Source organism: Streptomyces sp. NPDC093600 (genome assembly GCF_044764755.1).
GTDB lineage: Bacteria > Actinomycetota > Actinomycetes > Streptomycetales > Streptomycetaceae > Streptomyces.
This window is the reverse complement of sequence record NZ_JBIWIU010000006.1, coordinates 287,679-300,882: the sequence shown is the minus strand read 5'-3', so window position 1 is coordinate 300,882 and position 13,204 is coordinate 287,679. Positions and strand designations below refer to the sequence as shown.

At 72.0% G+C, this 13,204-nt stretch carries 10 protein-coding genes; 5 read left to right on the top strand and 5 right to left on the bottom strand.

The window, feature by feature from the left end:
• Positions 1-46 precede the first annotated feature (46 nt).
• The 4 genes from ACIRB4_RS17960 to xylB all read right to left on the bottom strand — a co-directional run bounded on the left by ACIRB4_RS17960 (position 47) and on the right by xylB (position 5,383).
• Positions 47-337: a hypothetical protein gene (locus ACIRB4_RS17960; RefSeq protein WP_403292269.1), complete on the bottom strand. Its 291-nt coding sequence runs from the start codon at positions 335-337 to the stop codon at positions 47-49.
• A 100-nt stretch (positions 338-437) separates the two neighbouring features.
• Entirely contained in the window at positions 438-2,660 is a 2,223-nt protein-coding gene (locus ACIRB4_RS17955; protein ID WP_403292267.1) for an NADP-dependent isocitrate dehydrogenase, read from the bottom strand.
• Positions 2,661-2,703: 43 nt separating this feature from the next.
• The gene (locus tag ACIRB4_RS17950) at positions 2,704-3,711 is read right to left on the bottom strand and encodes a phosphatase PAP2 family protein (RefSeq protein WP_403292266.1); all 1,008 of its coding nucleotides are present in this window, start codon (positions 3,709-3,711) and stop codon (positions 2,704-2,706) included.
• 148 nt (positions 3,712-3,859) lie between these two features.
• Positions 3,860-5,383 carry a xylulokinase gene (xylB, locus tag ACIRB4_RS17945; RefSeq protein ID WP_403292265.1) on the bottom strand — a complete coding sequence of 508 codons (1,524 nt, stop codon included), beginning with the start codon at positions 5,381-5,383 and terminating at the stop codon, positions 3,860-3,862.
• 164 nt (positions 5,384-5,547) lie between these two features.
• Between xylB and xylA the strand changes: the two genes are divergently transcribed.
• Complete coding sequence (gene xylA, locus ACIRB4_RS17940) at positions 5,548-6,717, top strand: xylose isomerase (protein ID WP_403292263.1); 1,170 nt, start codon at positions 5,548-5,550, stop codon at positions 6,715-6,717.
• A 182-nt stretch (positions 6,718-6,899) separates the two neighbouring features.
• Here xylA and ACIRB4_RS17935 read toward each other — a convergent pair whose 3' ends face one another.
• The gene (locus ACIRB4_RS17935; RefSeq protein WP_403292262.1) at positions 6,900-7,928 is read right to left on the bottom strand and encodes a LacI family DNA-binding transcriptional regulator; all 1,029 of its coding nucleotides are present in this window, start codon (positions 7,926-7,928) and stop codon (positions 6,900-6,902) included.
• A 177-nt stretch (positions 7,929-8,105) separates the two neighbouring features.
• On the opposite strand from ACIRB4_RS17935, the gene ACIRB4_RS17930 reads away from it, so the two are divergent.
• The 4 genes from ACIRB4_RS17930 (at position 8,106) to ACIRB4_RS17915 (ending at position 13,094) form a co-directional block, all read left to right on the top strand.
• Positions 8,106-9,422, top strand: a complete 1,317-nt coding sequence (locus ACIRB4_RS17930; protein WP_403292260.1) for an ABC transporter substrate-binding protein — start codon at positions 8,106-8,108, stop codon at positions 9,420-9,422.
• A 183-nt stretch (positions 9,423-9,605) separates the two neighbouring features.
• Positions 9,606-10,607, top strand: coding sequence for a carbohydrate ABC transporter permease (locus tag ACIRB4_RS17925; RefSeq protein WP_403292258.1), 1,002 nt, complete (start codon positions 9,606-9,608; stop codon positions 10,605-10,607).
• A gap of 4 nt (positions 10,608-10,611) precedes the next feature.
• Complete coding sequence (locus ACIRB4_RS17920) at positions 10,612-11,532, top strand: carbohydrate ABC transporter permease (RefSeq protein ID WP_403292257.1); 921 nt, start codon at positions 10,612-10,614, stop codon at positions 11,530-11,532.
• Between the two features lie 95 nt (positions 11,533-11,627).
• Positions 11,628-13,094: a GH1 family beta-glucosidase gene (locus ACIRB4_RS17915; protein ID WP_403292255.1), complete on the top strand. Its 1,467-nt coding sequence runs from the start codon at positions 11,628-11,630 to the stop codon at positions 13,092-13,094.
• Positions 13,095-13,204 lie beyond the last annotated feature (110 nt).

Here is a 13,204-nt window from a genome sequence, read left to right as displayed (position 1 = left end):
GAGACCCGTGGGAGGGGGCGCGATAACGGTTATGGGCGGCGGTCGGTCAGGTGGGTGAGGGCGGCCGGTACGGCACGACCGCCGCGTTGCCCGCCCGTACGGCTTCGACGACCGCTTCGTGTATCTCGCGGCTCTCCGGCTCGGAGGCGCACGGCACCGGACTGCCCGACATGGTGAACCAGTCGGACGCGCCGCTGTACTGCACGGCCACGCGTGCCTCACCGTCCGCGTAGGTGGTGTGCACGGTCACGTCACCGGTGAGCGCGCCGGCCTCCTCGGTCAGCACCCCACCACGCCCGGTATAGACCCCGGCGGTCGTCCATGATGCCCAGCTCATCCATCCAGGTTCACACCCGGACGGCCCATCCGCCACCGACAGGGCCGCCCCGGTCCGGACGGAGGTCCGGGCCGGGGCGGGCCACGCGTGTGCGCCGGGATCAGCCGAGGCTGGCGATGGCCTCGTTGAAGGTGGCGGACGGACGCATCACGGCCGAGGCCTTGGCGGGGTCCGGCTGGTAGTAGCCGCCGATGTCGACCGGGGAACCCTGGACCGCGATGAGCTCGGAGACGATGGTCTCCTCCTGCTCGGCGAGGGTCTTGGCCAGGCCGGCGAAGGCCTCGGCGAGCTGCGCGTCCTCGGTCTGCCTGGCCAGCTCCTGGGCCCAGTACAGGGCGAGGTAGAAGTGGCTGCCGCGGTTGTCGATACCACCGAGGCGACGGCTCGGGGACTTGTCCTCGTTGAGGAAGGTGCCGGTGGCGCGGTCGAGGGTGTCGGCGAGGACCTGGGCGCGGGCGTTGCCCGTGGTGGTGGCCATGTGCTCGAAGGAGACCGCGAGGGCGAGGAACTCGCCCAGCGAGTCCCAGCGGAGGTAGTTCTCCTTGACGAGCTGCTGGACGTGCTTGGGCGCGGAGCCGCCGGCGCCCGTCTCGAACAGACCGCCGCCGTTCATCAGCGGGACGACCGAGAGCATCTTGGCGCTGGTGCCGAGCTCCAGGATCGGGAAGAGGTCCGTCAGGTAGTCGCGGAGGACGTTGCCGGTGACGGAGATGGTGTTCTCGCCGCGGCGGATGCGCTCCAGGGAGAACTTGGTCGCCTCGACCGGGGAGAGGATCTCGATCTGGAGGCCCTCGGTGTCGTGCTGCGGCAGGTACTGCTTGACCTTGGCGATGAGCTGCGCGTCGTGGGCGCGGCTCTCGTCGAGCCAGAAGACGGCCGGGTCGCCGGTGGCGCGGGCGCGGGTGACGGCGAGCTTGACCCAGTCCTGGATCGGCAGGTCCTTGGTCTGGCAGGCGCGGAAGATGTCGCCCTCGGCGACCTCCTGCTCCAGGACGACGGCGCCGGAGGCGTCGACGAGGCGGACGGTGCCGGCCGCGGCGATCTCGAACGTCTTGTCGTGGCTGCCGTACTCCTCGGCCTTCTGCGCCATGAGGCCGACGTTCGGGACGGAGCCCATGGTCGACGGGTCGAAGGCGCCGTGGGCGCGGCAGTCGTCGATGACGGCCTGGTACACGCCGGAGTAGCTGCTGTCGGGGAGGACGGCGAGGGTGTCGTGCTCCTGGCCGTCCGGGCCCCACATGTGGCCGGAGGTGCGGATCATGGCCGGCATGGAGGCGTCGACGATGACGTCCGAGGGGACGTGCAGGTTGGTGATGCCCTTGTCGGAGTCGACCATGGCGAGGGCCGGGCCCTCGGCGATCTCGGCCTCGAAGGACGCCTTGATCTCCGCGCCGAGGTCCGGCACGGAGTCGAGGCCCTTGAGGATCCCGCCCAGGCCGTCGTTGGGGGACAGACCGGCGGCGGCGAGCGCCTCGCCGTACTTCGCGAAGGTCTTCGGGAAGAAGGCGCGTACGACGTGGCCGAAGACGATCGGGTCGGAGACCTTCATCATCGTGGCCTTGAGGTGCACGGAGAAGAGGACGTCCTCCGCCTTGGCGCGGGCGACCTGCTCGCTGAGGAAGGTGCGCAGCGCGGCGGCGCGCATGACGGAGGCGTCGACGACCTCACCGGCGAGGACGGGGACCGACTCGCGCAGGACGGTGGTGGTGCCGTCGGCGGCCACGTGCTCGATGCGCAGGGTTCCGGCCTCGGCGACGACGGTGGACTTCTCGGTGGACCGGAAGTCGTTCTCGCCCATGGTGGCGACGTTCGTCTTCGACTCGGGGCTCCAGGCGCCCATGCGGTGCGGGTGGGCCTTGGCGTAGTTCTTGACCGAGGCGGGGGCGCGGCGGTCGGAGTTGCCCTCGCGCAGGACCGGGTTGACGGCGCTGCCCTTGACCTTGTCGTAGCGGGCGCGGACGTCCTTGTCCTCGTCCGTGCGCGGGTCGTCGGGGTAGTCCGGGAGGGCGTAGCCCTGGGCCTGCAGCTCGGCGATCGCGGCCTTCAGCTGCGGGATGGAGGCCGAGATGTTCGGCAGCTTGATGATGTTGGCGGCGGGCGTCTTGGCCAGCTCGCCGAGCTCGGCGAGGGCGTCGTCGATGCGCTGCCCCTCTTCGAGACGCTCGGGGAAGCTGGCGATGATGCGGCCGGCCAGGGAGATGTCACGGGTCTCGACATTGATTCCCGCGGTCGAGGCGTACGCCTGGATCACGGGCAGGAACGAGTACGTCGCCAGGGCGGGCGCCTCGTCAGTGTGCGTGTAGATGATGGTCGAGTCAGTCACCGGGTGCTCCGCTCCACGTCTGCGTCTGCGAGATTGCTCGACATCAAGATATCTCGTGATCGTGCTCCACGGGAAAGGGCCCCGTGATCTCGTCCTCCACGTCGCTCTCCTCGGGGATCCGGCGGTGCTGTACGGGGGTGCCGTCGAGGTCGACATGGCGCAGCAGGGCGAGGAGGAGCAGGGCGGTCGCGAGGCCGGTGCCGGCCGCGAGGAGCTGCCCGGACTCGTAGGCGAGGCGCGCGGTCGACGGGTCGACCGGGAGCGGGACGCCGAGGGAGCGGGTGAGCAGGAGGACGCCCGCGCCGAGGCAGGCGAGGACGCCCAGGATCACCGGAACGGTCACGAGGGCGGTACGGAGGGGGGCGCGGTGCCGGGGCGCGGGGCGGACCCGCCTCTTGCGGGCGAGGAGGGTGACGGTCCCGCAGACCATGGCGAGCACCAACAGGTGGGCGCCGATGAGGTCGGCCGGCCGGTGCCATCCGGCGGCCACGGTGTGGAACCCGAGGGCCGTGGCCCACACGGCGCACGCCCCGACGGCGATGGCGCGCAGCCGGTACGGCACGACCAGGGCGAAGCCGAGGGTCACGCTCAGGGCGAGGGTGGTGTGCCCGCTGGGGAAGCCGCCGTCCAGGAGGTGGGCCGGTGCGCCGACGAGGTCGGGCCGGTGCAGCACGTACCGCTGGAGCAGCTCGGCGAGGGCCGTGGAGGCGATCACCACGCCGAGGGCGGCCGCGGTGGCCGTGTACCGCTTGCGCAGGATGCCGGTCACCGCCAGGAGCAGCAGGGCGAGGCCGAGGGTGGAGAGGGCGATCTCGTGCGGGATCCGGTGCGCGACCTGCTCGGCGGAGAGCCTGGCGTCCGTCAGCCGGCCGGCGGTGGCCGTGTTCTCCCAGCGCTGTCCGGTCGCGGTCAGCACGAGGCCCGCGTAGACGACGGAGAGGAGCAGGACGGCGCCGAGGGCGGCGTTCCGCATCCGTCTGCGTATGCGCCCGTTGAAGGAATCGGGTGCTTCGGCGGCCACCGCGGAGTACCACCAGTCGCCGACCTCCATCGGCGGTATCACACGGCGGCGCGTACCGACCCTGTGTAGAGGAGCCATGCCCCGATTCCACCCCGCGGCGCCCCTCTCCGCCCGCTGGAGGCACCCGAACGACACGCCGAGAGCCGATCACGGGGGACGAGGCACCGAACGCGGGGGCCTAGAGCACCCATGTCCGGGCGCCTTCGGCCGCGCCGGCGGCCGAAGCGGGCAGGGCGGGTGCGGCCGCGTCGAGGACCGAGGCGATCCGGTCCCAGGTCTCCCGGTCCCGTGCCAGAGGCGGAAGGAGGTCGCCGGCGCCGGCGTCCCAGGCGGTGGCCAGCGCGACCGGGTCGTCACCGCTCGCCGCCCCGGCGGCGAGGGCCGCCGCGCCGAGGGCGACGAGTTCGGTCGCGGCCGGGACGACGACGGGGCGCCCGGAGAGCCGGCGGACGGTCCGCGCCCAGGCGCGGCCGCGTGCGCCGCCGCCGATCAGGCGCAGGGGACGGTCCCGTACCGCCGGGTCGGCGGGGTTCGCGCCGCAGGCGGTGAGGAGTTCGTCGAGTGCGCGCAGCACAGTGAAGACGGCGCCCTCGTAGGCCGCGGCCAGGATCGCGTTCGGGGTGGTGGTGTGGCGGATGCCGGTGAGCAGGCCGGTGGCGTGCGGGAGGTCGGGGGTGCGTTCGCCGTCGAGGTAGGGCAGGACGACCACGCCGTCGCCGCCGGGTGCGGTGTCCTCGCGGTGCAGACCGAGGAGGTCGGCGAACCTGTCCACGGCGAGCGTGCAGTTGAGGGTGCAGCCGAGGGGGAGGTACGTCCCGTCGGCGGCGGCGAACCCGGCCAGTCCGGGCGCGGCGGGGCGGGTGCGGGTGGCGGCGAAGACGGTCCCCGACGTGCCGAGGCTCACCACGGGGTGGTCGAGCAGCCCGGCCCCTCCCAGGCCGAGTCCGACGGCGGCCGCCATGTTGTCCCCGGTCCCGGCGGCGACGGCGACGGTGCCGGGGAGCCCGAGCGCTTCGGCGGCCGCCGGGGTGAGGGTGCCGACCCGGGCGGCTCCCGTCGGGGCGACGGCGGGCAGCAGGGCCGGGTCGAGACCCAGGAGGGCGAGGAGGTCCGGGTCGTAGGCGTGGTCGGCGGTGGAGTACCAGCAGGTGCCCGAGGCGTCCCCGGGGTCGGTCACGCCCATGCCGGTGAGGCGTTCGGTGAGGAAGTCGTGCGGCAGCCGGACCGCGGCCGTGGCGTCGGCGGTGGCCGGTTCGTTCTCGCGCAGCCACCGCCATTTGGCGGCCGTCATCGAGGCGACCGGCAGCGATCCCGTCCGCGCCAGCCACGGCCCGGGGCCGCCGAGCTCGGCGGTGAGGTCGGCCGCCTGCGGCGCGGAGCGGGTGTCGTTCCAGAGGAGCGCGGGCCGCAGCGGGCGGCCCGTGGCGTCGACGACGACCAGGCCGTGCTGCTGCCCCGCGACCGCGATCCCGGTGACGGCGGACGCGGGCACCGCCGCCTCCTTCAGCGCTCGTCCGACCGCTTCCACCAGGGCCGTCCACCACTGACCGGGGTCGCTCTCGCGTGCGCCCCCGGTGCCGCTGACGGTGTGCGGGGCCCTGCCGACGGCGAGCAGGGCGCCGGTCGTGGTGTCCACCACGGCGGCCTTGGTGGACTGCGTGGAGCTGTCCACTCCGATCACCACGGGGTGCTGCGCGGGCATGGGCCTCGCCTCTCGTCGTCCTCGTCGTCGTCACGCGCGGCCGTAGGGAACGTCGGATCCGCGCCTCACTCTGGCGCGGGAGCGCCCGGGTGGCGTATTAGTTATCGCACAAAACAAATAGGTCGCCCAGACCTCCGACCGCCTTCGACCGAAAGGGCCGGACCATGTCCGTACGTTTCGCCCCCACCCCCCAGGACCGGTTCACCTTCGGCCTGTGGACCGTCGGCTGGCAGGGCCGCGATCCCTTCGGTGACGCCACCCGGCCGGCGCTCGACCCGGCCGAGTCGGTCGAACGCCTTGCCTCGCTCGGCGCGTACGGCGTCACGTTCCACGACGACGACCTGATCCCGTTCGGCTCTTCGGAGACCGAGCGCGAGGCCGCCGTCAAGCGCTTCCGGGCCGCGTTGGACCGCACCGGCCTGAAGGTGCCGATGGCCACGACGAACCTCTTCACGCACCCCGTCTTCAAGGACGGCGGCTTCACCGCCAACGACCGCGACGTACGCCGGTTCGCCCTGCGCAAGACGATCAGGAACATCGACCTCGCCGTCGAACTCGGCGCGAGCGTGTACGTCGCCTGGGGCGGACGGGAGGGCGCCGAGTCCGGCGCCGCGAAGGACGTAAGGGTGGCCCTCGACCGCATGAAGGAGGCCTTCGACCTGCTCGGCCAGTACGTCACCGAACAGGGGTACCGGCTCCGCTTCGCGATCGAGCCCAAGCCGAACGAGCCGCGCGGGGACATCCTGCTGCCGACGATCGGCCACGCGCTGGCGTTCATCGAGCGCCTGGAGCGGCCGGACCTGGTCGGCGTGAATCCGGAGACCGGCCACGAGCAGATGGCCGGGCTGAACTTCCCGCACGGCATCGCCCAGGCGCTCTGGGCGGGCAAGCTCTTCCACATCGACCTCAACGGCCAGTCCGGCATCAAGTACGACCAGGACTTCCGCTTCGGGGCGGGCGATCTGCGCCAGGCGTTCTGGCTGGTCGACCTGTTGGAGACGGCCGGCTACGAGGGGCCCCGGCACTTCGACTTCAAGCCCGTGCGCACCGACGGCTTCGACGGGGTGTGGGAGTCCGCGAAGAACTGCATGCGCAACTATCTGATCCTCAAGGACCGTGCCGCCGCGTTCCGGGCGGACCCGGAGGTCCAGGAGGCGCTGGCCGCCTCCCGGCTTCCGGAGCTCGCCACCCCCACGGCCGCCGCCGGCCTGGCGGAGCTGCTCGCGGACCGCTCGGCGTACGAGGAGTTCGACGCGACGGCGGCGGCCGAACGCTCGATGGCCTTCGAACGCCTGGACCAACTGGCCCTGGAACACCTGCTGGCGGTGCGCTGACCCTGCCGGGGACGGCTGCTCGGGGTGCGCTGACCGGCCGGGGGACGCCGACTCGCGGTGTGCGCGCGGGGCACCGCGGACGCCGGCTTGCGGTGTGCGCGCGGGGCACCGGGGGCGCCGAAAAGCACCGACCCGCCCGGGAGCGGAACGGCGATCCGGCGGGCCCACGCGATGTCCGCGCCTCAGGACGAGGCGCGGACCACCAGCTCCGTCGGCAGCACCCGGCGGGGCTGGTCCGCCGAGGGCTCCGCGATCTCCTGGAGCAGGAGCCGCGCCATGGTCCGCCCCATCTCCTCGATGGGCTGGCGCACGCTGGTGAGGGGCGGATCCATGTGCCGCGCCACCGCCGAGTCGTCGACGCCGACCAGGGCGACGTCCTCGGGGACCCGCCGCCCCGCCTCGCGCAGCGCGCCGCGCGCACCGGCCGCCATCACGTCCGAGGCGGCGAAGACCGCGTCCACGTCAGGGCGGCGCGCGAGCAGCTCCCGCATCGCCCGCCGGCCGCCCTCCTCGGTGAAGTCGCCGGTGGCGACGAGTTCCTCGTCGGGGGCGAGCCCGGCCTCGGCGAGGCCCTGGTGGTAGCCGTCGAGCCGGCAGCGGGCGACGTACATGTCGAGGGGGCCGGTGACGGTCGCGATGCGGCGGCGGTCCCGGCCGGCAAGATGGGCGACCGCCGAGCGGCCCGCCCCGACGTTGTCGGAGTCCACATAGGCGACGGTCTCCTCCTCGGTGCGGCGGCCGTTGAGCACGGCCGGAAGACCGAGCTCCCGCACCTGGTCCGGGAGCGGGTCGTCGCCGTGCACCGACACCAGCAGCACCCCGTCCACCCGCTGGGCGGCGAGATACTGCTCGAAACGCTGCCGCTCCTTGTCGCTGCGGATCAGGGTGAGCAGCAACTGCTTGTCCGCATCGGCGAGTTCGGCGCTCACTCCACGGATGATGTCGAGGAAGTAGGGCTCGGCGAACAGCCGCGCCTCGGTCTCGGGGATCACCAGGGCGACCGCGTCGGTACGGCTGCCGGCCAGCGCACGGGCCGCCCGGTTGGGTACGTATCCGAGTTCCGCGATGGCCCGGCCGACGGCGGCCTTGGCCTGCTCGCTCACGCGCGGGGAGCCGTTGATCACCCGCGAGACCGTGCCACGGCCGACACCCGCCCTGGCCGCGACCTCCTCCAGGGTGGGCCTGCCGGTCTGGCGCCCGCTCACCACCATCCGCCGTCTCCCCTCGCAGCCCAGTGCTCCCGCGACCCTATCAACAGTGGGAGCGCTCCCACACCTTCGACCCCGGATCCGCGCACACCCCTTGACACCCGCCCCCGCCGGGAAGCAACCTTCGGGCGAGTGGGGAGTGGGAGCGCTCCCACCATCGCCTTGGACGAGGAGAGTCGCATGCGCACTTCCAGAACGAGAACCGCCATGGTCGCCGGGCTCGCGGCCTGCACGGTCCTGCTCACCGGCTGCGGTGGCGGAGGCTCGGACGAGGCCTCCGGCGACGGAGAGATCACCCTGCGCATCGGGACCTTCGGTTCCTTCGGCTACGACGACAAGACCGGCGCCAAGCTCTACGCCGAGTACGAGAAGATGAACCCGCACATCAAGATCGTCGAGTCGAACGTCGCGGACGGCCAGAAGTACTGGGACACGCTCAAGCTGCGCCTCTCGCGCAACAGCGGTCTCGCCGACATCCAGGCTCTGGAGGTCGGCTACATCGCCGAGGCGACCGGTCCGGCGATGGCGGACAAGTGGACCGACCTCGGCTCTGTCGGCGGCGCCGACCTCGGGGCGTTCCTCGACTGGAAGGTCAAGCAGGCCACCACCCCCGACGGCAAGGTCATCGGCCTCGGCACCGACATCGGCCCCATGGCCATCTGCTACAACAAGGAGCTCTTCGCCAAGGCGAAGCTGCCGACCGACCGCGAACAGGTCGCAGCCCTGTGGGCCGGCGACTGGTCGAAGTTCCTCTCCACCGGCAAGACTTACCAGAAGAGCGCCCCGGACGGGACCTCCTTCCACGACTCAGCGAGCGGCCTGTTCAACGCCGTCGTCTCCAGCCAGCCGATCCAGTACGCCAACACCAAGGGCGAGCTCGACTACGAGAACAGCCCCGGTGTGAAGAAGGCCTGGGACACCGCCGTCGAGGCCGCGCGGAGCGGAATCACCGCCAAGCTGCGCCAGTTCGACGAGAAGGGCAGCTGGAACGCCGCCTTCAAGAACTCCAAGTTCGCCACGGTCGCCTGCCCGAGTTGGATGACCGGCATCATCAAGGATCAGGCGGGCCCCGGCAACCAGGGCAAGTGGGACATCGCCGCACCGCCCGTGGCCGGGAACTGGGGTGGCTCCTTCCTCGCGGTCCCGAAGTCGGGCAAGCACGCCACGGAGGCAGCCAAGCTCGCCGCCTGGCTCACCGCCCCCGCGCAGCACGCCAAGGTCTTCGGCGTGAACGGCAACATCCCCTCCACCAAGGACACGCTCTCCTCCCCGACCGTCCAGGACGCCAGGCTGCCGTACTTCGGTGACACCCCGGTCGGAAAGATCTACTCGTCGGCGGCCGCCGGCATCACCCCGGCCCCGATCAGCCGCTGGGACGGCCAGGTGAAGACCTTCATCACGGACAACGGCGTCCTCGACATCGAGCAGCGCGGCACGGACCCGGCGAAGGCCTGGGAGAACGTCAGGAAGCTGGTCGCGGACAAGATCGACCAGTAGGCGAGTCCAGACGGACCCGGAGCCGCCCGGCGCTCCCCGCCGGGCGGCCGTCCGTCCGCGCCCCACGCGGCGCGGGACGCGCCCGCGTGCGGCGCACGACGCCACTGCACGACGCCCCACACCCACCCCGCACCCGACGCACGACGCACGACCGACGCATCGACATCCGAAGGGACGCCCCTCGTGGCCACCTCCGTCCGGGCGGCGGCCGACGGCTCCCCGCCGCCCGCCCCGCACCCCTCCCCCGCCGTCCCGAAGCCCTCGGCCCCGCCCGGCCGTTGGCGCAGCAGGCTGTACCGGTGGGACCTGCGGCTGAGCCCGTACGCCTTCGTCGCCCCGTTCTTCCTCACCTTCGCGGCCTTCGGGCTCTTCCCGCTGCTCTACACCGGCTGGCTCTCGCTCCACCGGGTGGAGCTCGGCGGTGACGCGCAGTGGAAGGGCCTGGAGAACTACACCTCCCTGACCGACAGCGAGTTCTTCTGGAACGCCCTCTTCAACACCTTCACCATCGGCGTCGTCTCGACCGTGCCACAGCTGCTGATGGCCCTGGGCCTGGCCCATCTGCTCAACTACAAGCTGCGCGGCCGCGGCTTCTTCCGGGTCGCCGTCCTCGCCCCGTACGCCACCTCGATCGCGGCGGCGACCCTGGTCTTCGCCCAGCTCTTCAACACCGACTACGGCCTGATCAACACCGTCCTCGGCTGGGTCGGCTTCGACCCGGTCGACTGGGAGTCGTCCAAGTGGCCGTCGCAGATCGCCATCTCGACGATCGTCACCTGGCGCTGGACCGGCTACAACGCGCTCATCTATCTGGCCGCGATGCAAGCGGTGCCCCAGGATCTGTACGAGGCCGCGGCCCTCGACGGCGCCTCGCGCTGGCGCCAGTTCCTCAGCGTCACCATCCCGTCGATCCGCCCGACGATCCTCTTCACGATCATCGTCTCCACCATCGGCGCCACCCAGCTCTTCGGCGAGCCGATGATCTTCGGCGGCAGCCTCGGCATCAGTGGCGGCAGCGGCAACCAGTTCCAGACGCTCAGCCTGCTGATGTACGAGAAGGGCTGGGTGACCGGTGCGCTGGGGCAGGCGTCCGCGATCGCCTGGGTGATGCTGCTGCTCCTGCTGCTGATCGGGGCCGTCCAGACGCTCGTGTCGCGGGCGAACCGCAAGAAGCTGGGGGCCTGACCTCATGACGTACACCCGCACCCGCGTCCGCGAAGAGACCGGTAGGAAGCGCGTCCGCGAAGAGACCGGGAAGAGGCGCTTCGGCCGTTCCGGCGCCGGCCGCCAGCACCACGCCGGACCGCTGACCTACATCCTGCTCGGCCTGGCCGCCCTGCTGTCGCTCTTCCCGCTGTACTGGAACCTCGTCGCCGCCTCCCACTCGGGCGAGCGCGTCGTCGAGGCGCCCGCGCCGCTGCTGCCCGGCCCCCGCCTCTTCGACAACCTCTCCTTCGCCTGGAACCAGGTCGACATGGGCGAGGCGCTGGTCAACACCACCGTGGTGGCCGGCCTGGTGGCCCTGTCCACCGTGATGTTCTCCACCTTGGCCGGTTTCGCCTTCGCCAAGCTGCCCTTCAAGGGGCGGGGGGCCATGCTGGCGCTCGTCGTCGCCACCATGACGATTCCGCCGCAGCTCAGCGTGATCCCGCTCTACCGGATCATCACCGACCTGGGCTGGGTCGACCAGCTCCAGTCGGTCGTACTGCCCTCGCTGGTCGCCGCCTTCGGCGTGTTCTTCATGCGGCAGTACCTCATCGAGGCGCTGCCGGTGGAGCTCGTCGAGGCGGCCCGGATGGACGGCGCGCACAGCCTGCGGATCATCTGGCACGTGGTGTTCCCGGTGGCCCGGCCGGCCATGGCGGTCCTCGGGATGCTCGTCTTCGTGCAGGCCTGGAACGACTTCTTCTGGCCGTTCATCGCGCTGACCCCGGACGGGAATCCGACCCTCCAGGTCGCCCTGGCCGGTCTCGGCTCGGGAAACCACACCGTCGACCAGGCCGTCGTGCTGACCGGCGCGCTGATCTCGACGCTGCCGCTGCTCCTGGTCTTCGCCGTGCTCGGCAAGCACATCGTCGGCGGCATCACCTCGGGCGCGGTCAAGAACTGACCCGCCCCGCCCGTCGCAGGCGCCTCCCGATCGTCCGGCGCCCCGTCCCACCCCTCCCCCTCCCCACTCCTCCTCTCACTCGGGAGTACCTCCGTATGACCACGACAGATCCCCGCCCCCTCACCACGGTCCGCCGGTTCCCCGCCGGGTTCCTGTGGGGCGCCGCCACCGCCGCGTACCAGATCGAGGGCGCCGCGGCCGAGGACGGCCGTACTCCCTCCATCTGGGACACCTTCTCGCACACGCCCGGGAAGGTGTTCGAGGGCCATACCGGTGACGTGGCCGTCGACCACTACCACCGGTTCCGCGACGACGTACGGATGATGGCGGACCTCGGTCTGAGCGCGTACCGGTTCTCCGTCTCCTGGCCCCGGGTCCAGCCCACCGGCCGCGGTCCGGCCGTCCAGAAGGGCCTGGACTTCTACCGCCGGCTCGTCGACGAGCTGCTCGGCGCCGGCATCGAGCCGGTCGTCACCCTCTACCACTGGGACCTGCCGCAGGAGCTGGAGGCCGCCGGCGGCTGGCCCGAGCGGGCGACCGCCGAGCGGTTCGGCGCGTACGCGTCGCTCGTCGGCGGCGCGCTCGGCGATCGGGTCACCCGCTTCACCACGCTCAACGAGCCCTGGTGCAGCGCCTTCCTCGGTTACGGCTCGGGCGTCCACGCCCCGGGCCGTACGGACCCGGTGGCCGCTCTGCGCGCCGCCCACCATCTCAATCTGGCCCACGGCCTGGCCGCCCAGGCGCTGCACTCGGCGCTGCCCGGCCGGGCCCGGCTCTCCATCAGCCTCAATCTGCACGAGATCCGGCCGCTGACCCCGTCGGCGGCCGACCGCGAGGCGGCCCGCCGGATCGACGCGGTCGGCAACCGGATCTTCCTCGGGCCGCTGCTCGACGGCGCCTACCCGGAGGACCTGCTCGCCGACACGGCCTCCCTCACCGACTGGTCGTTCGTACGGGACGGCGACACCGCGGCGATCCGGCAGCCGCTGGACTCGCTCGGCATCAACTACTACACGCCGACGGTGGTGTCGGCGGTCACGGGCGGGATGGAGAAGCCCCAGGACGACGGGCACGGGGCGAGCGAGCACTCCCCGTGGCCGGGCGCGGACGACGTCGCGTTCCACCAGGCGCCGGGCGAGCGCACGGCGATGGGCTGGGCGGTCGACCCGAGCGGTCTGTACGACCTGCTGAGCCGGATCTCGGCCCGCTACCCCGGCCTTCCGATGCTGATCACCGAGAACGGCGCGGCCTACGAGGACGAGGTGGGCGCGGACGGCTCGGTCCACGACCCGGACCGGATCGCCTATGTGCACGGCCATCTGGCGGCGGTGCACCGGGCGATCGCCGACGGCGCGGACGTCCGCGGCTACTTCCTGTGGTCGCTCCTGGACAACTTCGAGTGGGCGTACGGCTACGCCAAGCGGTTCGGCGCGGTCCATGTCGACTACGCGACGCAGGCCCGTACGCCGAAGTCGAGCGCCCACTGGTACGCGCGCGTGGCGCGGGCCGGCGAGCTCGTCGACCCGGTGGACGGCCTGCTGGACGGCCCGGCGGACGACTGAGCCGGACGCCGCCCAGCGAGCCTGGCGAGCACATCGCTGCAGGTGGGAGCGGTCTGAGGTGCGCCGGACGATCTCCCGGCGTACCGTCGCCGGTGTACCGGGACTCCGAC